This is a genomic window from Nocardioides sp., assembly GCA_037045645.1.
GTDB lineage: Bacteria > Actinomycetota > Actinomycetes > Propionibacteriales > Nocardioidaceae > Nocardioides.
The window spans coordinates 298939-318903 of the sequence record JBAOIH010000001.1 but is presented as its reverse complement, the minus strand read 5'-3'; the positions used below and the strand labels follow the sequence as shown (position 1 = coordinate 318903).

Below are 19965 nucleotides of genomic sequence, written 5' to 3'. Positions count from 1 at the left end.
GTTCGATCTCACGGGGCTCGATCTCACTGGGCCATCTCCTCCAGCGTCCGGCGGTCGGGCTTGCCGTTGGGCAGCAGCGGGATCTCGTCTAGCACGAGGAGTTTGCGTGGCGCCCACGAGCGGGGGTGCGTCTCAGCCACCCAGGCGCGAAGCTCGTCCAAGGCAGGCATTTGTGCCCGGTCAGCGTCGATTCCGCGTGCGTTTGTGCCCGGTGGGCGGGATTCTCGCGTGCTTTTGTGCCTGCTCAGCGAGACGACGGCGACCACGATGCGGCCCCACTCGGGGTCGTCGGCACCGACGACCTCGGCAGCGCGTACGGACGGGTGCTCTCGCAGGCGTGACGCCACCACGCCCGCGGGGATATTGACGCCCCCGCTCACGATCACGTCGTCGAGCCGACCGAGCACCTGGATGCGTCCGTCCTCGTCGAGACGGCCGTGATCCGAGGTCAGAAACCAGCCGTCCACCAGCGACGATGCGGTCATTTCCGGGTCGCCTTCATAGCCGTCGAAGAGCGTGGGACCCCCGAGCCGAATCCGCCCGTCCGCCCCGATGATCAATCCGACCCCGTCGAGGGGATAGCCGTCATAGACGCAGCCGCCGGCGGTCTCGCTCGACCCGTACGTCGCCACGATCCGAATCCCGGCATCCTCCGCGCGCTCGCGCAGCGACGCGTCGATCGGCCCACCGCCCAGGAGGACGGCGTCGAGATCGCGCAGAGCCGCCACATCGTCGGGCGACTCCAACAGGCGCAGCAACTGCGTGGGCACCAACGAGGTGAACCGCGCGCCCTGCCATCCGTCCGAGATCGGCTCCGCCCCCGCGACCAGCGAGCGTACGAGGGTCTGCACCCCCGCCACGTACGACGTCGGCAGCCGCACCGCCCACGCCCCTTCGCCTCCTAAGCGGTTGGTCGTGGCGGCGGCCGAGGCGAGCACGGCGTCTCGCGAGAGCAGGACACGTTTGGGCGCAGCCGTCGAGCCGGAGGTCTCGATCAGCAGTGGATCCGGCCTGGCGGCATCGAGCCAACGTCGCAGTGCGGCGGTCGTCGCCAGCGCGTCGTCGGTGGGTCGCAGGAAGGTCACAAGACGAACGCTAGACCGCAAATAACGATGCGACAGATGTCGGTTCCCGCTGACAGACTTCTGCGGCCATGTTCACCGCCCTGAAGAACTACCTCACCCCACCCACACCGTTGGCGGGGCGGTTGGCGACTCAGTCGCTGATGTTCGCGCTGGGCGAGGGCACGTTCATGGCCGGATCGGCGGTGTTCTTCACCCAGGTCGTGGGCCTGACCGCAGCCCAGGTCGGCCTCGGTCTGACCATCGCCGGCATCGCCTCCTTCTTCGCTGCCTATCCAGCCGGACTGCTCGCGGACCGGATCGGCCCCAAGCGCGGCTGGGCGATCAGTTCGTGCGGGCAGGGGCTGATGTTCACCGCGTGGCCGTTCATCGATTCGTTCGCGGGGTACGTCGCGATGGCCGTCGCGATGGAGGTGATCGGCTCGCTCGGTGGGGCTTCGCACGGGGCGTACACGATCGACGTCCTGCCTCCGGGCGAGCGGGTGAAGTCGCGGGCGTACATGTATTCCGCGCTCAACGTGGGCTTCACGATGGGCTCGCTGGTCGCGGGTATCGCGCTGGGCTTCGAGTCGCTGACCCTGCTGATGGCGATTCCGTGGTTCACCGCCTGCATCTTCTTGATCAACGCGTTCAACATCACCCGACTGCCAAGCGCGCCGCACGACCTGAAGACTCCTGAGGAGCGCAAGGTCAAGATCGCCGGGCCGGGCCCATTGAAGAACGTCGGCTGGCTGGCCACCACCTTCTTCGGCGGCGTGCTGTGGACCAACCAGGTGATCCTCAACCTGGTCATCCCGCTGTGGCTGGTCGAGAAGACCGATGCCCCCTGGGTGGTGCTGTCGTTGCTCTTCGGCACCAACACGGTGATGTGCATCTTCTTGCCACTCGCGGCGGCGCGCGGGGTCAAGAACCTGCCGACCGCGCTGCGCGCGATCAGGGTCTCGACCGTCTTCTTCATCATCTCGTGCGTCATCACGTTGTCCACTCATCACTCCGTGGGCATCTGGACGATCGTGCTGTTCTTCCTCGGTCACGTGACGCTGACCGGTGCCGAGCTATATCTCTCGGCGGCCAGTTGGACCTTCGAGGCCGACCTGATGGATCCGCGTCGCCGGGCCGAATACCAGGGCGCCGCCGAACTCACCAGCACGCTCGGCCGCGTGTGGGCGCCGGCGGCGTTCACGTTCCTGGCGATGAACTGGGGCGCGACCGGGTGGTTGCTGATCGCGGGAGCGATCACGGTTGCCGCCGCCGGTCTGCATCCGTCGACCCGGATGGCCCGGCGCTTCCTGGAGGCCCACGTGCCGCCCGACGTACTCGCGGATGCTTCCAGCGACGCGGCCGTCGAGGTGGCGCCGGTGGGGCCGCCGATCGTCGAGCAGCCGGCCGAGCCGGGTGGAGATTCGCCCGTACGGTGACGTGGTTTCGAGACGGCCGCTCCGCGGCCTCCTCAACCACCGGGCGGTACGCGAGTCTGCCGGTGGTTGAGGAGCGAGCGAAGCGAGCGTCTCGAAACCACACCCTCCGGGGCGGTACGCGAGTCTGCCGGTGGTTGAGGAGCGAGCGAAGCGAGCGTCTCGAAACCACACCCTCCGGGGCGGGGCGCGAGTCAGCCGGTGGTTGAGGAGCGAGCGAAGCGAGCGTCTCGAAACCACACCCTCCGGGGCGGTACGCGAGTCTGCCGGTGGTTGAGGAGCGAGCGAAGCGAGCGTCTCGAAACCACACCCCCCTCATCACCATGGTTTCGAGACGGCCGCGTTCGTGACCCCTCGGCGGATTTTCGTGACTCCTCACCTGCGAGAATCCCCCCTCGTGGCTACTGCATCTGACTGGATCGCCGGAGCGCGTCCTCGTACGCTGCCCGCTGCGGTCGCGCCGGTCCTCGCCGGCACGGGCGTGGCCGCCTTCGCCGAGCACGCCGTGTGGTGGAAGGCCGCGCTCGCACTGATCGTCAGCCTTGCCTTGCAGGTCGGCGTGAACTACGCCAACGACTACTCCGACGGCATCCGGGGCACCGACGACGACCGACTCGGCCCGATGCGCCTGGTCGGCTCGGGCCGCGCGACGCCGAAAGCGGTGAAGTACGCCGCGTTCGCCTCGTTCGGCGTAGCCGCGATCGCCGGGTTGGTGCTCGCCGCGACGACGGCCTGGTGGTTGGTCGCGGTCGGCGCGGTGTGTGTGATCGCGGCCTGGTTCTACACCGGGGGCAAGAAGCCGTACGGCTATCTCGGTCTAGGCGAGGTGATGGTCTTCGTCTTCTTCGGCCTGGTCGCGGTGATCGGCACGACGTACGTCCAGACCCGCACCTGGGAGTGGGCTGCGCTCTATGCCGGAGTCGGGATCGGCGCGCTCGCCTGCGCGATCTTGGTGCTCAACAACCTGCGCGACATCCCCACCGACACGCTCGCGGGCAAGCGCACCCTGGCCGTACGCCTGGGTGAAGACCGCACTCGCGGCCTCTATGCGCTGCTCGTCCTCGCCGCAGCCGCCGCAGTCGTCGCGGTGGCCGCAGCCACCACCTGGTGGGCCCTGTTCGGACTCGGCTTCCTGCTTCGTCTTGCCGGCCCGGCCCGAGACGTGCTCAAGGGCGCCACCGGGCCGGCCCTGATCCCCGCCCTCGGGGCAACAGGGATGGCAGAGCTGATCTGGTCGGTGCTGGTCGCGGCGGCGTTGTTCGTCAGGTAGGCAGACGTACGCTCGCTCGCATGGTCTTCCTGATCCTTCTGGCGATCGTCGGCCTGGCCGTGTTCGCCTACGTCAACCGCGTCCAACTCCTCGCCAAGATCCTGGGGCAGCCCGAGCGGCGCATCGAGCGCCGACTCAACGGCCCCAAGAAGTAGCCACATTTGCCGCGAGTTTGCCCGATATCTCGCATTTGGTGAGGTGTCTCCACCACACTTCGGGGCATGTCTGCACTCCCTCATCAGCACAAGTTCACCCTCGACGAGTCGGAGATGCCGACGCGTTGGTACAACATCGTGGCGGACCTGCCCATCCCGCCTCCCCCGCCACTTCACCCCGGGACCCACGAGCCGGTCGGGCCGGACGACCTGTCGGCACTGTTCCCGATGGAGTTGATCCTGCAGGAGGTCTCGCAGGAGCAGTACGTCGACATCCCGCAGCCGGTTCTCGACGTCTACAAGCAGTACCGCCCGTCGCCGCTCTACCGCGCGCACCGTCTGGAGCAGAAGCTCGAGACGCCCGCGCGCATCTACTACAAGTACGAGGGCGTCTCCCCGGCCGGCTCACACAAGACCAACACCTCGATTCCGCAGGTCTACTACAACTCCCTGCACGGGACGAAGCGGCTGACGACCGAGACCGGCGCCGGACAGTGGGGCACCGCGCTTGCGTACGCCTGCGCCCTCTTCGGCATGGAGTGTGACGTGTGGCAGGTCGGCACGTCGTACGACACCAAGCCGCAACGCCGCACCCTGATCGAGGTCTTCGGTGGGAAGGTGCACCGCTCACCGAGCCAAGGCACCGAGTCCGGGCGCGCCTTCCCGGAGGGTCACCCAGGCTCACTGGGCATCGCGATCTCCGAGGCGGTCGAGGTCGCGGCGCAGGACGACGCGATCAAGTACAGCCTGGGCTCCGTGCTCAACCACGTGTTGCTGCACCAGACGATCATCGGCGAGGAGGCCCTGCGCCAACTGGAGAAGGCGGGCGAAACCAAGGCCGACCTCGTGATCGGCTGTGCCGGTGGTGGTTCGAACTTCGCCGGGCTGGCCTTTCCGTTCCTGCGCGAGAAGCTGCACGGCAACCAGGACCCGACGATCTTGGCCGTCGAGCCGTCGTCGTGCCCGACGATCACCCGCGGCGAATACCGCTACGACTTCGGCGACACCGCCGGACTCACGCCCCTGATGAAGATGTACACCCTCGGCCACGACTTCGTACCGTCGACCATCCACGCGGGCGGTCTGCGCTACCACGGCATGGCGCCGCTGGTCTCGCACGCCGTCGACCAGGGCTACATCGAGGGGCGCGCGCTGCACCAGCGTGAGTGTTTCGACGCCGCGCTGGAGTTCGCGCGTACGGAGGGGCTGGTCGCGGCGCCCGAGTCGTCGCACGCCCTGGCCCAGGCCCGCCGAGAGGCGTTGGCGTGCAAGGAATCGGGCGAAGAGAAGGTGATCGTGATCGGCGTCTCCGGTCACGGCCTGCTGGAGCTCGGGGCGTACGCCGAATATCTCGAAGGCAACCTCGCCGACGACCCGTTGTCCGACGAGGACCTCACCGCCGCACTGGCGGGAGTGCCGCAGCTCTAGTCCACGTCCTCCGCGGCGCGGCGCTCCTCCAGGTTCGCCGACGCCGCGGCGGCCCTGGCCTGCACACGGCGCGCGAGGGCTTCGCGCTGCGCGTTGAGCATGAACATGCTCGCGATCCCCGAGATCAGGAACGCGATCACCAGCACCCACAGCGCCGGCACCTGTTCCCTGCCCGAGATCACCGCCCACGCGCCACCGACGATCCCCAGAGACGCCAAGAAGAGCAGGGCGCGCAGCCCGGTATAAACCCAGAACTCCTTCACCGGGCCAGCCTAGTTGGGGGGCGTACACCCGCTCACCGGGGCCGACCTACTCTGGATGGTGTGAAGTTCCTGCTCTTCGTGCTGCTCGTGGCCGCGCTGACCTACCTGGTCACGCGCACCCTGCTCGAGCGGATGGGCACGCGTACGCACCACGCGCCCCAGGAGCTGCCGCGGATGATCGCGCCGGACGACGACGACGAGTTCCTACGCGAACTGGACCGCAAGCGTCGTCGCGGTCAGTCCGACCCGCCACCCGCCTGATCGAGCGGGAGCACCTGCACCGTGGGCGCGGCGTACGAGTGCATCGACGTGGTCGAGAAGTAGTTGATGCCGATGAAGTTGAACCACAGCGTCAGCAGTCCCACGATCGACACCCAGGCCGCCCGAGAACCCTTCCAACCCGCGGTGGCGCGGGCATGCAGGTACGCCGCGTAGACGACCCAGGTAATGAACGCCCAGACCTCCTTGGGGTCCCAGTTCCAATACCGCGCCCATGCCTCGTGTGCCCAGATCGGGCCGGTGATCAACACCGCGAAGGTCCACACCGGGAACGCGAAGGCGTGCACGCGGTAGGACATCCGGTCGAGGGTCGCCAGGTCGGGGACACGGGCGAGGTACGTGCCCTGGTCACCGCGACGGGTCTTGACCAGGTAGAGGATCGACAACATCCCGCCGAGGGTGAATCCACCTGTGGCGATCACTGCGGAGACGACGTGGATCACCAGCCACGGTGAGAGTAGCGCTTCGCGCAGCGGGGCCACCGACGTGTGCAGCCAGACCACGTCGATCATCAAGCAGGCCAGCACGAAGCCGACGACGATCGGAGCCAGCCATTCCCACTTGTTGCGGCGCAGCAGCACCAGATAGCCGAGCGTGACGAAAAAGGTCCCCGCGAGGGTGAACTCATACATGTTGCCCCACGGCACCCGGTTGGGGTCCGCGGCCATGCCACGGCCGACGAGCGAGACGAGGTGCACGCCGGCGGCGATCACGGTGAGGAGGAGGCCGAGTCGACCGAAGAGCGCTGCGCGGTGACGCTCAGAGGCGTGGTCAGGGCTCTGCTCGACCGGCCCGGCATCGATGTGTGTCGTGTCGCTGCCGGGGCCGACGCCCACGGCCGTACGAGCGCGTTCCTTGCGCCCCACCGGCACATGCCGCAGCGCAGACCACTCGACCAGGTGCGACAGCAACGCAAGGAAATACACGACCCCCGCCACTGCGACCGCCTGGTCGCTCAGGGTCTCCCAGCCTGCATCGGTCACGCCGATCCACCTCCATTTTCGGCTCCGCTGCCCTTTGAGTCTTCTGCGGACTCAAAGGGCAGGTCACGCGTACGCAGTCCCAAGTCAGCCACGATCTGCTCCAACTCCTCGGCCGGCTCGCCCCCACCGGAGCGGTCCAGCACGGCGACCTGGATCGTCGCCAGTGTGTCACTCCCGCCCACGGTCGCGGCAGTCGGCGTCCGACGCCGCACCCACACGCGGCGCGGTCGGATGAACAGCGAGCCCATCAAGCCGAGCAGCGCCAGGCAGACCCCACCAAGCGCGATGAACTTGCCGGGCGTACGACTGATCTGGATCCGATTCCACTCGTCGAGACGCTCGAAGGTGACCGAACCGAGACCATCGGGCAGTTTCTTGGTCTCACCCGGCCTCAGATCGACGCGGAAGGGGGCACCTTTGGCGTTGCGCACCATCTTGGCCTTCGACTTGTCCAGTGCGTAGACCGACTGTGGCCGACCGTCATCCATCCCGAGGTCGCCGGTGTAGACCAACATCGAGATCGCGGGGTTCAGCGCATCGCCGAAGACCGACACGGGGAGTTCCTGGCCCTCGAAGCGGGCGTACGTCGGATAGAAGTTGCCCTCCAGCCCGATCTGATCCGGCTTGGCGTCGGCCGCCTTCACAACGCCGATCGACTCGAAGGTCCCCTGGTTGATCGGCAAGAACACGGTCGGTCCGGAGATCGCGATGTCACCATTGCCATCGCGCACGGTGATGACCGGCGCATAACCGTGGCCGATCAAGAAGAAGCTCGGTGCCGCCGATCGCCAGCGGGTGGTTGACCCGCAAGTCGTACGACTGCTCGTCGCCCGTGGGCGTGTCGCGGTAGGTCAAATGTGAGACGAACTTGCGAGCCTGGCCGCGCGAGGGGCCCTTGGTGATCCACTGGAGAGTGAAGTCGTCGACCTTGAAGTTGAACGGCTCCATGTCGTCGGGGTCGAAGAGCGAGCCGGGGACGAAGTCGTCGTACTGGGTCACGTCGTTGGTGAAACCGCCGCCCACGAGCACCAGGACCCCGCCGCGATAGCCGAGCAGCGATCCCATCGCGAAGCCGACCAGCACGATGAGCACAGACAGGTGGAAGAGCAGGTTGCCCGCCTCGCGAAGGTAGCCACGCTCGGCTGCGACCCAGTCGCCTTGCTCGTCGCTGCCTCGACGTACCCGATAGCGACGCTGTTTCAAAACTGCCGCCGCACGGTCGAGGACATCGCCGTCGTCGGTGTACGTGCCGCTCTCGGGCATCCGATCGAGGCGACGCGGGGCCGCCGGTGGCTGTGCCCGCCAGGCACGCCAATAGACGGCCAACCGCGGCACGATGCAGCCGACCAACGACACCATCAGGAGCAGGTAGATCGCCGCGAACCAGGGTGTCTGATAGACCGCGAAGAGCCCCAGCCGTTCATAGATCGGCGTCAGCGTCGGATGCGCGTCCTTCCAATCCGACGTCTTCAGCGAATCAACGGCCTCCTGGGGGATCACCGATCCCGGCACCGACGCGATCGCGAGCAGAAGCAGCAGGATCAGCGCCGTGCGCATCGAGGTGAGCTGGCGCCAGGCCCAGCGGAGGAGTTCGCGAACCCCGAGTTCGCTGGTGGCGCCGGTGCTGGATTGTTCGCTCCGCCGCTCACGCCTCTCGCTCATATCGCGACCCGCCAATAGTCCGCCAACTGCACCTGCAACCAGGTGACCGCCTCGGCCCACCAGCCGGTCACGAGCAGGATCCCGACCAGGATCATCATCGCGCCACCGATCCGAGTCACCCAGGCCTGATGACGGCGTACGAACCGCACCGCGCCGAGCATGCGTTCGTACGCCACCCCGGCCACGATGAACGGGATGCCGAGCCCGAGCGCATAACAGGCCGACAAGAACGCACCCCGACCGGCGGTGCCCTCGTTGAAGGCCAGCGCCCCGATCACGCCGAGGGTCGGTCCCATGCATGGCGTCCAGCCGATGCCGAAGAGGAAGCCGAGCACCGGCGCCGCGGCCAGTCCGACCGCCGGCACGCGATGCAAGCGCCATTCGCGTTGCAGTGCTGGCACCATGCCGAGAAAGGCCAGTCCGAGCACAATAGAGAGCGCACCCGCGGCGATCGCGAACGCCCGCTCGTGGCGTACGAGCGTCTCCCCCAGCGCACCCGACGCGGTGCCGAGGATCACGAACACGACCGAGAAGCCAAGGACGAAGAGCAGCGAGCCCAGCAGCATCCGGCCCCGACGCGACTGGGCGCGGCCCTCCGCCAGGTCGGCGCCGGAGATGCCGGTGGCGTACGACAGGTAGCCGGGCAGCAACGGGATCACGCAGGGCGAGAAGAACGACACCAACCCCGCCAACAACGCGACCGGGACCGCCAGGAGCAACGATCCGGACAGCGCTGTGTTCTGCACCCAGTCGGTCATGGTGCCGCCACGTCCGCCACGACATCGATCAGGGTGCGCGAGGTGCGTACTTCCCCGATGATCTTGGCCGCGACCCGACCTTCGGCATCGAGCACGATCGTGCTGGGCACGCGATTGGGGGGCACCTCACCTCGAAACGCCAGCAGACCGCTGCCGTCGGGGGCATAGAGCGAGGGGTAGTCGATATCGAACGAGCGCTCGAAGGCCTTGCCGTTCTCCGGCGACGAGTCGCGGATGTTGAGTCCGAGGAAGGCTGCGGTGTCGCCCAGCTCGGACTGCGCGGTCTTCAGCAGCGGCGCTTCGGTGCGGCAAGGCGCGCAGCCGGACCACCAGATATTGACCACCACCGGCTTGCCGCGAAAGTCGGCGATGTCGAGCGGCTCCCCGTCGAGGGTCTCGCCGGAAAGGGTCACCGGCTCGCCGCGATCGTCGGCCGCGACAACGGTGAGTTGGCCGTCCGACGTGACATAGCCCTTGCCGCCAGTGCCTTCGATCTCGGTGCAGCCGGTCAACGTGAGCGCCGCCAGCAGCAGCGCGAGGAGTGTCTTTCTCAAGGTCAGGGCCGCTTCTCCTCCGGCGCGCCACCGGCCGAGAACGGCGCTGTGCGATCACCGACGGGGATCAGGTCGCCGGCCGGCTCGGAGTACGACACCTTGGTCAGGCGGGTGCCGTCGAAGTGCAGCGACGTCAGCGAACACAACGTGCACTGGCGCGAGCGTGGATCGTGCAGGAACGAGCGCCCCTCCGCCGACAGGCGCGCCACCCAGATGGGCAGTTGGTGAGACACCACCACGGCCTCCTGCCCACGCGCGGCATCGCGCGCGTCGAACACCGCGGCGCGCATTCGCGCGGCGATCTCCTTGTACGGCTCGCCCCACGACGGCTTGAAGGGGTTGTAGAGATAGCGCCACAGCTTCGGGTCGAGCAGCGTCTTGGGGCCACCGCCGAAGTTCACTCCCTCGAAGTGGTTGGTCGACTCGATCACCCGGTCGTCAAGGACCGGGGTCAGACCACGAGCTGCCGCGAGCGGGGCAGCGGTTTCTTGGGCGCGCTCCAACGGCGAGACACGCAAGTGCACGATGTCGCGATCGCCGATCATGTCCGCGACCCGTTGCGCCATCTGTCGACCGAGATCAGACAGGTGAAAACCGGGTCGTCGGCCATAGAGCACGCCCTCGGGGTTGTGCACCTCGCCGTGCCGCAACAGGTGTACGACGGTCTTGTCGCTCATGAATCCCTTTCGACGCCGGCCGCGGCCCGCGCAGCAGCCGGCAAGGCCGCGACGATGCGCTCCAGAGCCTCATCATCGTGGGCGGCGGACACGAACCACGATTCGAAGGCCGAGGGGGGCAGATAGACGCCGCCGTCGAGCATCGCGTGGAAGAACGCGGTGAACGCCGCGACATGCTGGGCCTGTGCACCGGCGAAGTCGCGTACGTCCGTGTCGGTGAAGAACACCGAGAACATCGTGCCCGCCCGCTGGATCCGGTGAGGTACGCCGACCGCGGACAACGCCGCGCCGACCTCGGACGTGATCGTGTCGGCGGCGCGGTTGAGGGTGTCGTACACCTCGTCCGTGGCGAGTTGCAGCGTGGTGAGGCCGGCCGTGGTGGCGACCGGGTTCCCGCTCAGGGTCCCGGCCTGATAGACCGGACCCTCGGGCGCCAGCATGCCCATCACGTCGGCGCGGCCACCGAATGCCGCCGCCGGGAACCCGCCGCCCATCACCTTGCCGAAGGTCATCAGGTCGGGCACCCAGCCCTCGTGCGCGCCGTCGAGCCCGAAGCCGCCCATCGGGGTGGCGCGGAAGCCGGTCATCACCTCGTCAGAGATGAACAGCGCGCCGTTGGCCGTACAGATCCGAGCCAGGAACCCGTTGAAACCCGCGGCGGGCGGGACGACACCCATATTGCCGGGGGTGGCCTCGGTGATCACGCACGCGATGCGGTCTCCGTACGCCTCGAACGCAGCCGCGACCGCATCGAAATCGTTGTAGGGCAGCACGATCGTCTCGGCAGCCGCTGCCGCACTGACGCCCGGAGTGCCCGGCACGCTCAGCGTCGCCAGGCCGGAGCCGGCCGAGGCGAGCAGCGAGTCGACGTGGCCGTGGTAGCAACCGGCGAACTTCACGACCAGGTCGCGACCGGTGAAACCGCGCGCGAGCCGGATCGCGGACATGGTGGCTTCGGTGCCGGAGGAGACGAAGCGGACCTTGTCGACCGGCGTACGTCGCACGATCTCCTCGGCCAGCAGCACCTCGGGCTCGGTGGGAGTGCCGTACGACGTCCCGCGCGCCACGGCAGCCACCACGGCGGCCTCGACGTAGGGGTGCGCGTGCCCGAGCAGCATCGGCCCCCAGGAGCAGACCAGGTCGACATACTCGAAGCCGTCGACGTCGGTGAGGTAGGCGCCCTTCGCGCTCGCGATGAAGCGAGGCGTGCCGCCGACGCTGGCGAAAGAGCGCACAGGACTGTTGACCCCTCCGGGGGTCACCGTGCGAGCCCGCTCCATCAGGCCGGCCGAGGCGGGCACATCAGTATTGGTCACCGACTCATTGTGACCGAGCGACCTAATCCGTCGTAGCCCGGGCCATAACCCCCGACGTGAGTGGCGCGTTGAGCCTTCATGACCGAGCCGGAGGGAGCTCGGCCCGGAACGGAGTCCAGTCATGTCGCGCTTGCAGCCATCAAAGAAGACCCTGACCCTGGTGCCGCTCACGGCCACATCGGTCCTGGTGGCTGCGGGCCTGCTCGCCGTCGGATCGGGAGGCACCGCCACGAGCGCCGACAAGCCCCGACCGTTGCCAGGCGGCGGGGCTGTGCCCGCTGTCGCGGTGCAGGCGCCAGCCAGCGTTTCTCGTACGCCCGGCATCTCGCGCGCGGAGGCCGACGAGGCCGTCGCCACAGCGTCCGCCAGCGGCATCCCGAGCGCTGCGCTGCGGGCGTACCAACGCGCCGAGACGGTCATCAACGCCGCAGCGCCGGCGTGCAACCTGCCCTGGCAGTTGATCGCCGCGATCGGGCGGGTTGAGTCCGACCACGGTCGCTACGGCGGCAGTACGCTGGGCCAGGACGGGCGGGTCGTACCCGGGATCTATGGCATCGCACTCAACGGCAAGAACAAGACCCGCGTCATCCGCGACACCGACGGGGGCGAACTCGACAACGACACGACGTACGACCGGGCGGTCGGGCCGATGCAGTTCATCCCGACGACCTGGCAGGTGGTCGGCGTCGACGCGGACGAGGACGGCACCCGAGACCCGCAGGACATCGACGATGCGGCGCTGTCGACGGCCGTCTACCTGTGTTCGGGCAAGACGGATCTGTCGTCGCCCAGCGGCCTGCGCGGCGCGGTCCTGCGCTACAACCACAGCGAGTCGTACGTCGATCTGGTCCTCTCGATCATGCACTCCTATCAGTCCGGCGACTTCGAGTCGCTGCCGACCGGAGTGGTCGCGGCAGGCGATGCCGCGCCGTTCGCGGCGCCCCGGCCGTACGAGATCACGAGCACGGGCAAGCGGATCAAACGGACTTCGTCGACGCCCACGGGGACGACGAGCACCGGTCCGACCACCGGGCCGACCAGCGGGCCGACCAGCGCGCCTCCGACCGCGCCGACGACCAGCGCACCGAGCACGCCGCCCAGCCCCCCGCCGACGCACGTGCCCAGCACTCCCCCCACCAAGTTGCCCACCAAGCTGCCGACGTCGGTGCCGACCGTGATCCCCACGGTGGTGCCCACCGTGACCAGCGTCCCGACGATCGTGACCGGTGTGCTGACCCTCGTCGAAGCGACCGCGAAGTGCCTGGCCGAGGGCAAGGTCGACAACCTGCTCGACAGCAACGACGCGTTCGATCAGTGCGTGTACGCCTACACCCACTGACCTGTCGCATCTGCTCCGCGCGCGGGTGCCGACCTGTCGCGTCTGCTCCGCGCGCGGGTGCCGACCTGTCGCGTCTGCTCGAGTTATCCACAGGCACTCAACTCGTGGGCATGACTTCGCGCATGGCGGCCATGAGTATGGGATGACACTGAACGCATGGACCCTGCTGCCGCATCTTGACGACGACTTCCCGCTGGCCCTCGATGCTCCGTTCACGGTCAGCATGGCGAGGTCCGCGGGGGTCCCCCGGAGGTGGTTGAAGCGACTCGTCGACGAGGGACTGCTGCGTCATCCGATTAAAGGCTGCTATATCGCAGCGCAAGCCCCAGATGACACGCGTACGAGGGCCGAATGCCTCAAACTGGTGGCGCCGGCCGATGCCGTGATCGTCGATCGGCATGCGGGATGGCTCCAAGGAGCCAACATGCTCCTGCTGCCGAACGAGCATCTTGAAGCGATGCCAGTCACGATGTATCTGCCTGCCGCGTCCGGGAGGCGATTGCGCGCAAGCCTGGCAGACAGCGGTGAACGGACTTTTCAGGACGAGGACATCACGCAGATGCACGGGCTGCGCGTCACGACGCCCCTGCGTACGGCACTCGACCTCGGGCGCCAACGATGGCCCGAGGCGGCAATCTCCGCGCTCGACGCGTTGCATCGCCTCGGCACTTTCAGCGTCGAGGAACTCGTGGCTGAGGTGCCGAGATTCGCTGGCATGCGCTGGGTCACGACTTTGCGGCGGGTGGCGGCTCACACTGATGGGCGCTCGATGTCGGGCGGCGAGTCGGTCGTACGTTGGCGGTGGCTGCACATGACGGACGTGCCACCTCCCGAACTCCAAGTTCACGTTGTGCACGGTCATCGCGAGGCCTTCATCGACGTTGCCAATGAAGAACGCCTGGCCGGCATCGAGGTGCAGAGCAGGGCCTGGCATACCGGCGATGCGAAAGTCGCGGCCGACGCCAACCGCCTGAAATGGCTCCGCGAGGCAAAAGGCTGGGTCATCGAGGAGTTGTGGCCACACGACATCTACGGTCACAACGCTCGTGTCGAGTCGGCCATCATGTCGGTGTTCTGCCAAGCGCGAGAGCGAGATCGACGCGCGAGCTGAGCAGACGCGACAGGTCAGCGCCCCCGCCCGGAGCAGACGCGACAGGTCAGCGCCCTCGCTCGGAGCAGACGCGACAGGTCAGCGCAGGAGGGTGGCCGCCTCCGCGGCCCAGTACGTCAAGATCACGTCCGCACCAGCGCGGCCGATCGAGGTCAGCGTCTCCACGATCACCGCCTCGCGGTCGATCCACCCACGAGCGGCGGCTGCTTCGACCATCGAGTACTCACCGGAGATGTTGTACGCCGCGACCGGCACGTCGACCGCATCGCGCACCCGGCGGATCACGTCGAGGTAGGCCAGTGCGGGCTTGACCATCACGATGTCGGCGCCTTCGGAGATGTCGAGCAACGCCTCGCGTACGCCCTCGACGGCGTTCGCGGGATCCTGCTGATAGGTCCGACGGTCGCCGTCCAGCGAGGAGTCCACAGCCTCACGGAACGGCCCGTAGAACGCCGAGGCGTACTTGGCCGAATAGGCCAAGATCCCGACCTCGGTGTGCTCGGACGCGTCCAGCGCATCCCTGATCACCCGGACCTGGCCGTCCATCATCCCGCTCGGCCCGACCAGATCGACGCCCGCATCGGCCTGCGCGAGCGCCATCTGGGCGTAGACCTCGAGCGTACGGTCGTTGTCGACCCGCCCGTCGGCGGTGAGGACGCCGCAGTGGCCGTGATCGGTGAACTCGTCAAGACACAGGTCGGACATCACGGTCAGCGCATCGCCGACCTCGGCGACGACGTCGGTGATCGCGAGATTGAGTACGCCGCCGGGATCGATCGCGCCGGAGCCGGTCGCATCTTTTGTCGACGGCACTCCGAAGAGCATCACGCCGCCCAGACCCAAGGAGGCAGCCTCGGAGCATGCGCGCAGCAACGAGTCACGCGTGTGCTGCACGACGCCCGGCATCGACGAGATCGGTCGCGGCTCGCTGAGCCCTTCGCGGATGAACAGCGGCAACACCAATTGACGCGGTTGCACCGATGTCTCGGCGACGAGCCGACGCAAGCCGGGCGTACGCCGCAGCCGACGTGGCCGCACGAGTGGCCTGACCAGGTGCGGCTGCTCAGGAACGAGCGAGGAGTCAGGCATTCTTCGCCGACGCTCGACGACGACCCGACGGCTTGCGATCCGACGGCTTGGTGACCGGCTGACCCTGCTCGACCAACGCAGCGCGACGGGCCGCGCCGAAATCGGCGAGCGCGTCCACGAGCACGTCTACGTTGGGCGTCGGAGCCAGCACGTCCACGCGCAACCCGTGCTCCTCGACCGTCTTGGCGGTCTGGGGGCCGATGGCGGCGATGATCGTGGTGGCGTGCGGCTTGCCCGCGATGCCGACCAGGTTGCGTACGGTCGACGACGACGTGAAGACGACCGCGTCGAACTTGCCCGTCTTGATCGAGTCGCGGATCTCGGGCGCCGGGGGCGCCGCGCGTACGGTCCGGTAGGCGGTCACGTCGTCGCATTCCCAGCCGAGGTCGATCAGACCGGCCACCAGGTTCTCGGTGGCGATATCGGCGCGGGGCAAGAAGACGCGGTTGATCGGGTCGAGCACCTCGTCGTATTCGGGCCACACCTCAAGCAGGCCGGCGGCACTCTGTTCACCGGTCGGCATCAGGTCGGCGCGCAGGCCCCAGGCCGCGATCGCCTCGGCGGTCTTGTCACCGACCGCGGCGAGCTTGAGGCCGGAGAACGCGCGGGCGTCCAGGCCATACTCCTCGAACTTCTCGCGCACCGCCTTGACGGCGTTGACCGAGGTGAACGCGATCCACTCATAGCGGCCCTCGACCAGACCGCGCACGGCCTTGTCCATCTGTACGGGGTTGCGCGGCGGCTCGACCGAGATCGTGGGGACCTCCTCCGGCACCGCGCCATAGCCGCGCAGCCGAGCCGAGACCACGCCGGCCTGTTCCTTGGTACGCGGCACCAACACGCGCCAGCCGAAGAGCGGCTTGGTCTCGAACCACGACAGCACCTCACGGTGCTCCACGACCTCGCCGACCACGATCACGGCAGGCGGCTCCAGGCGCGCAGCCCGGACCTCTGCGGCGATGGTCTCCAAGGTGCCGACGACCGTACGCTGTTCGGCCGACGTGCCGACAGACGTCACGGCAACCGGGGTGTCCGCGGCGCGGCCGGCCGCGATCAGGTCCTTGGCGCTGGCCGCCAGTGTGCCCAAGCCGGAGAGCAGGACCAGCGTGCAGGCGTGGGTGTAGCGCGACCAGTCCACCTTGTCGGTGCAGGTCACGACCGCGATCTCGCGGGCGTTCTTCGCCGTCAGGGGCACACCGGCGTACGCGGGCACGGCACTCATCGACGAGACGCCCGGCACGATCTCGAAGCCGATCCCGGCCTTGGCGCAGGCCTGCGCCTCCTCCGGCGCCGAGGCGAACACGAAGGGGTCACCGGCCATCAGGCGTACGACTGCCACACCCTTCTTGGCCTCACGCACCACGACCTTGGCGCGCGCGGCGTGCGTCAGCGGCTGACCGTCCTCACCGAAGCCCCCGTCGACGAAGGCCGGCTCGTCGCCGTCGAGGAGCAGCGAGCGTACGAGGCCCTCGTGATCGGGTGTCTCGGTGATCACGACCGCGGCCTGGCGCAGCAGTTCGACAGCGCGCACGGTGAGCAGACCGGGGTCCCCGGGGCCACTGCCCACGAAGGAGACCCACCCCTTGGCGGTGGTGGGAACGGTCACGGTCTTGGACTCGGAGGCATTGGACTCCGTGGTCTTGCGAGGCGTCATGCGTGCGGTTTCCTTGCGGTTGTCTCCATGAGGTCGGCGGCGCCTTCGTCGAGCATGAGCTCGGCGAGACGGGTCCCCACGCCTGCGGCGTCGCCGAGGGGACCTGAAGCTGAGTGTCGTACGGACAGCGCGCCGTCGGGCGAGAGCGCGACGGCCCGGATCCAGAGTTCGTCGCCGTGTTCGCCCTCGACCACTTCGGCCAGGGCACCGAGCGGGGCCGAACAGCCGGCTTCCAGGGTGGCCAGGACCGCGCGTTCGGCGGTGATGCACGCCCGGCTGCCTGCGTCGTCGAGCACGGCGAGGGCCTGGACGAGGTCGGTGTCGGCGGTCCGGCATTCGACCGCCAAAGCGCCCTGTCCGGGCGCGGGCAGCATCTGCAGCGGATCGAGGGTCTCGGTCACCACCTCGAGCCGGTCGATCCGGGCAAGGCCGGCGCGAGCCAGCACGATGGCGTCGAGGTCGCCCGAGGTGACCTTGCCGAGCCGGGTCTCGACGTTGCCGCGCAGCTCGCAGACTTCGAGACCGAGGCCGAGCGCTTCCAACTGCGAGGCACGACGTGGCGAGCCCGTGCCGATCCGGCTGCCGACGGGCAACTCACCCAGCGTCAGGCCGTCGCGGGCGACGAGTACGTCGCGCGGGTCCTCGCGGGTGGGCACTGCCGCGAGGGTGATGCCCTCCGCTGCGGCCGTGGGGATGTCCTTGAGCGAGTGCACCGCGAAGTCGACCTGCCCGTCGAGGAGGGCTTCGCGCAACGCGCTCACGAAGACGCCCGTGCCACCCATCGAGGCCAGCGGTGCTGTCGAGCGGTCGCCCTCGGTCGAGATCGTCACCAAGTCGACCGGCCGGCCGATCCGCGACGTGAGCAGGTCGGCGACCCAGCGGCTCTGGGTGGTCGCCAGCGTCGAGGCTCGCGTACCGAGGCGCAGCGCGGTCATAGTCCCTCCACCCGGGTCACGGCCTGCACGGCCTCGGGGTCGAGCGCGAACAGTTCGGCGAGTGCGGCGGCATAGGAGACCGCCTCGCCCTCGGCTTCGAGTTCACGCACGCGTACGGTCGGCTGGTGCAGCAACTTCTCAGACACGCGGCGCAGGGTGGCGACGACCTCCGCGCGCACCTTGGGGTCCAGGTCGGGCAGGCGGTTGTCGAGGCGCGCGGCCTCGGCTTCGACCACTGACGTCGCCATGGTCCGAAGTGCCACGACGGTCGGGGTGACACTGGCGACCCGGCGGGCGGTCATGAACGCGGCGACCTCGTCGCCGACGATGCTGCGTACGTCCTCCAGGTCGTAGGGCAGGTCGTCGTCGTCTTCGAGGGTCTCGGCCAGGGAAGCCAGACCCACGAGGCGTACGCCCGGGAGGTCGGCGACCGTGGGGTCGATGTCGTGCGGCATCGCCAGGTCGATCGCCAAGAAGGACCGCCCGTCTGCCAAGGCAGGAGCGAGTTGGTCACGCGAGATCACGTGGCCCAGGGCACCGGTGCAGGCGATGAGCACGTCGGCGCGGGCGAGTTCGTCGTCCAGCGCGTCGAACGGCACCGACCGGGCGGCGTAGTCGGCAGCGAGACGGTCTGCGTTGCCGACCGTGCGGTTGCTGATCACGATGTCGCCGGCTCCCAGCCGCGAGACCGTCGCGGTCGCGACGCCGGCCATCGAGCCCGCGCCCAGGATCACCACTCGCTTGCCCGTGATGGCAGCGCCGTCGGGGGAAGCGTGTTCCAGTGCAGCCGTCACCAGGGAAGGCGCGGCACGGTCGAGATCGGTCTCGGCGTGCACCCGTTTGCCCACACGCAGCGCCTGCTGGAACAGCGTGTTCAAAGCGGCGCCGGCGGTGCCGAGTTCCTGGCCGACGCGCAACGCTTCTCGGGTCTGGCCGAGGATCTGGGCCTCACCGACGACCATCGAGTCGAGCCCCGCCGTCACCTGGAACAGGTGCGCGACCGCGGCCTCGTCATAGTGGACGTAGAGATGGGGCAGCAACGCGTCGGTGGGTTCGCCGGACCGTTCGACGAGCAGGCTGGAGAGTTCTTCGACCGAGCCGTGGAAACGGTCGACCTCCGCATAGACCTCCAGCCGGTTGCAGGTGGCGATCACGGTGGCCTCACCGACGTGCGACGAGTGGCGCACATCGGTGATCAGTTTGACCAGGCCGTCACGATCGAGCGCGAGCCGTTCGAGCAAGGCGACGGGCGCGGTCTTGTGAGAGATGCCGACGATCAGGACGCTCACGAGGCGGCCCCTTCGAGGTCGGCCGCAGGAAGACCCGGACCGTGCAGATTGGCTTTGCGTTGCTCGTGGTAGGCGAGAATCTGCAACTCAAGCGACAGGTCGACCTTGCGTACGTCGACGCCGTCGGGCACGACGAGCATGGTCGGCGCGAAGTTGAGGATCGAGCGGATCCCGGCGCGTACGAGTCGGTCGGCGACGGCTTGCGCGGACTCGGGCGGAGTGGCGATCACGCCGATCGACACGTTGTCCGCCCCGGCGATGGACTCCAGGTCCGACAGTGGGCGTACGTCCAGCCCCGCCACCGACTCGTGTTGCACATCGGGGTCCTCGTCCAGCAGGGCCACGACCCGAAAGCCCCGACTACGGAACCCGGAGTAGTTGGCCAGCGCGTGCCCGAGGTGGCCGATCCCGACGATGACGACCGTCCAGTCCTGCGTGACCCCGATCTGCCGCGCGATCTGGAACCGCAGGTATTCGACGTCGTAGCCGACACCGCGGGTGCCGTAGGAACCCAGGTAGGACAGATCCTTGCGAAGTTTCGCCGAGTTGACCCCCGCCGCAGCGGCAAGGTCCGCACTCGAACACGTGGTCGTGCCGCCGTCCGCCAGCGTCGTCAGGGCCCGCAGATACACGGGCAGTCGCGCGACAGTAGCCTCGGGTACGTCCCGGGCGCTGACAGCGGTTCTCCGTGCGGTCACAGTTCGCT

General features: G+C 68.2%; 21 protein-coding genes. 7 read left to right on the top strand and 14 right to left on the bottom strand.

Annotated elements, in window-relative coordinates; all coding sequences use genetic code 11:
- Window positions 1-23: 23 nt before the first annotated feature.
- Window positions 24-1085 carry an AMP-binding protein gene (locus V9G04_01575; GenBank protein MEI2712002.1) on the bottom strand — a complete coding sequence of 354 codons (1062 nt, stop codon included), beginning with the start codon at window positions 1083-1085 and terminating at the stop codon, window positions 24-26.
- 68 nt (window positions 1086-1153) lie between these two features.
- Between V9G04_01575 and V9G04_01570 the strand changes: the two genes are divergently transcribed.
- The 4 genes from V9G04_01570 to V9G04_01555 all read left to right on the top strand — a co-directional run bounded on the left by V9G04_01570 (window position 1154) and on the right by V9G04_01555 (window position 5350).
- Window positions 1154-2500 (top strand): MFS transporter, encoded by a 1347-nt coding sequence (locus tag V9G04_01570; GenBank protein ID MEI2712001.1) that lies wholly within the window; start codon window positions 1154-1156, stop codon window positions 2498-2500.
- Between the two features lie 394 nt (window positions 2501-2894).
- On the top strand, window positions 2895-3767 hold the full coding sequence (locus V9G04_01565) for a 1,4-dihydroxy-2-naphthoate polyprenyltransferase (protein MEI2712000.1): 873 nt from the start codon (window positions 2895-2897) through the stop codon (window positions 3765-3767).
- A gap of 20 nt (window positions 3768-3787) precedes the next feature.
- Window positions 3788-3922, top strand: coding sequence for a hypothetical protein (locus tag V9G04_01560; protein ID MEI2711999.1), 135 nt, complete (start codon window positions 3788-3790; stop codon window positions 3920-3922).
- Between the two features lie 66 nt (window positions 3923-3988).
- Complete coding sequence (locus V9G04_01555) at window positions 3989-5350, top strand: TrpB-like pyridoxal phosphate-dependent enzyme (GenBank protein ID MEI2711998.1); 1362 nt, start codon at window positions 3989-3991, stop codon at window positions 5348-5350.
- Here V9G04_01555 and V9G04_01550 read toward each other — a convergent pair.
- Window positions 5347-5613: a DUF4229 domain-containing protein gene (locus tag V9G04_01550; protein ID MEI2711997.1), complete on the bottom strand. Its 267-nt coding sequence runs from the start codon at window positions 5611-5613 to the stop codon at window positions 5347-5349. The two genes, V9G04_01555 and V9G04_01550, sit on opposite strands and share 4 nt — an antisense overlap.
- Before the next feature lie 60 nt (window positions 5614-5673).
- Between V9G04_01550 and V9G04_01545 the strand changes: the two genes are divergently transcribed.
- A complete protein-coding gene (locus V9G04_01545; protein ID MEI2711996.1) occupies window positions 5674-5874 on the top strand; it encodes a hypothetical protein in 201 nt (66 codons plus the stop codon).
- Here V9G04_01545 and ccsB read toward each other — a convergent pair.
- Genes ccsB through hemL form a run of 7 tightly spaced genes read right to left on the bottom strand, consistent with a single transcriptional unit; the run spans window position 5850 to window position 11842 of the window.
- On the bottom strand, window positions 5850-6875 hold the full coding sequence (gene ccsB, locus V9G04_01540) for a c-type cytochrome biogenesis protein CcsB (GenBank protein MEI2711995.1): 1026 nt from the start codon (window positions 6873-6875) through the stop codon (window positions 5850-5852). The genes V9G04_01545 and ccsB overlap by 25 nt on opposite strands.
- The gene (locus V9G04_01535; GenBank protein ID MEI2711994.1) at window positions 6872-7606 is read right to left on the bottom strand and encodes a cytochrome c biogenesis protein ResB; all 735 of its coding nucleotides are present in this window, start codon (window positions 7604-7606) and stop codon (window positions 6872-6874) included. Before V9G04_01535 ends, ccsB begins: the two co-directional genes overlap by 4 nt.
- Entirely contained in the window at window positions 7587-8537 is a 951-nt protein-coding gene (locus V9G04_01530; protein MEI2711993.1) for a cytochrome c biogenesis protein ResB, read from the bottom strand. The genes V9G04_01535 and V9G04_01530 overlap by 20 nt, the downstream gene beginning before the upstream one ends.
- Window positions 8534-9295 carry a cytochrome c biogenesis protein CcdA gene (locus V9G04_01525; protein ID MEI2711992.1) on the bottom strand — a complete coding sequence of 254 codons (762 nt, stop codon included), beginning with the start codon at window positions 9293-9295 and terminating at the stop codon, window positions 8534-8536. The genes V9G04_01530 and V9G04_01525 overlap by 4 nt, the downstream gene beginning before the upstream one ends.
- Complete coding sequence (locus V9G04_01520) at window positions 9292-9849, bottom strand: TlpA disulfide reductase family protein (GenBank protein MEI2711991.1); 558 nt, start codon at window positions 9847-9849, stop codon at window positions 9292-9294. Before V9G04_01520 ends, V9G04_01525 begins: the two co-directional genes overlap by 4 nt.
- 2 nt (window positions 9850-9851) lie before the next feature.
- Window positions 9852-10526: a histidine phosphatase family protein gene (locus V9G04_01515; protein ID MEI2711990.1), complete on the bottom strand. Its 675-nt coding sequence runs from the start codon at window positions 10524-10526 to the stop codon at window positions 9852-9854.
- Window positions 10523-11842, bottom strand: coding sequence for a glutamate-1-semialdehyde 2,1-aminomutase (gene hemL / locus V9G04_01510; protein MEI2711989.1), 1320 nt, complete (start codon window positions 11840-11842; stop codon window positions 10523-10525). Before hemL ends, V9G04_01515 begins: the two co-directional genes overlap by 4 nt.
- 121 nt (window positions 11843-11963) lie before the next feature.
- Here hemL and V9G04_01505 point away from each other — a divergent pair, with 121 nt between their 5' ends.
- Both V9G04_01505 and V9G04_01500 read left to right on the top strand, forming a co-directional pair.
- Window positions 11964-13181, top strand: a complete 1218-nt coding sequence (locus V9G04_01505) for a lytic murein transglycosylase (GenBank protein MEI2711988.1) — start codon at window positions 11964-11966, stop codon at window positions 13179-13181.
- Window positions 13182-13323: 142 nt separating this feature from the next.
- Window positions 13324-14292: a type IV toxin-antitoxin system AbiEi family antitoxin domain-containing protein gene (locus V9G04_01500; GenBank protein MEI2711987.1), complete on the top strand. Its 969-nt coding sequence runs from the start codon at window positions 13324-13326 to the stop codon at window positions 14290-14292.
- A 78-nt stretch (window positions 14293-14370) separates the two neighbouring features.
- Here the strand turns inward: V9G04_01500 and hemB are convergent, their stop codons facing one another.
- From hemB to V9G04_01475, 5 genes are read right to left on the bottom strand one after another with little or no spacing between them, the layout of a single operon-like run.
- Window positions 14371-15381, bottom strand: coding sequence for a porphobilinogen synthase (gene hemB / locus V9G04_01495; protein ID MEI2711986.1), 1011 nt, complete (start codon window positions 15379-15381; stop codon window positions 14371-14373).
- Window positions 15374-17035 (bottom strand): uroporphyrinogen-III synthase, encoded by a 1662-nt coding sequence (locus V9G04_01490; GenBank protein ID MEI2711985.1) that lies wholly within the window; start codon window positions 17033-17035, stop codon window positions 15374-15376. The genes hemB and V9G04_01490 overlap by 8 nt, the downstream gene beginning before the upstream one ends.
- The gene (gene hemC, locus V9G04_01485) at window positions 17032-17970 is read right to left on the bottom strand and encodes a hydroxymethylbilane synthase (protein ID MEI2711984.1); all 939 of its coding nucleotides are present in this window, start codon (window positions 17968-17970) and stop codon (window positions 17032-17034) included. The genes V9G04_01490 and hemC overlap by 4 nt, the downstream gene beginning before the upstream one ends.
- Window positions 17967-19259 carry a glutamyl-tRNA reductase gene (locus V9G04_01480; GenBank protein ID MEI2711983.1) on the bottom strand — a complete coding sequence of 431 codons (1293 nt, stop codon included), beginning with the start codon at window positions 19257-19259 and terminating at the stop codon, window positions 17967-17969. Before V9G04_01480 ends, hemC begins: the two co-directional genes overlap by 4 nt.
- Complete coding sequence (locus V9G04_01475) at window positions 19256-19957, bottom strand: redox-sensing transcriptional repressor Rex (GenBank protein MEI2711982.1); 702 nt, start codon at window positions 19955-19957, stop codon at window positions 19256-19258. Before V9G04_01475 ends, V9G04_01480 begins: the two co-directional genes overlap by 4 nt.
- Between the last annotated feature and the right edge of the window lie 8 nt (window positions 19958-19965).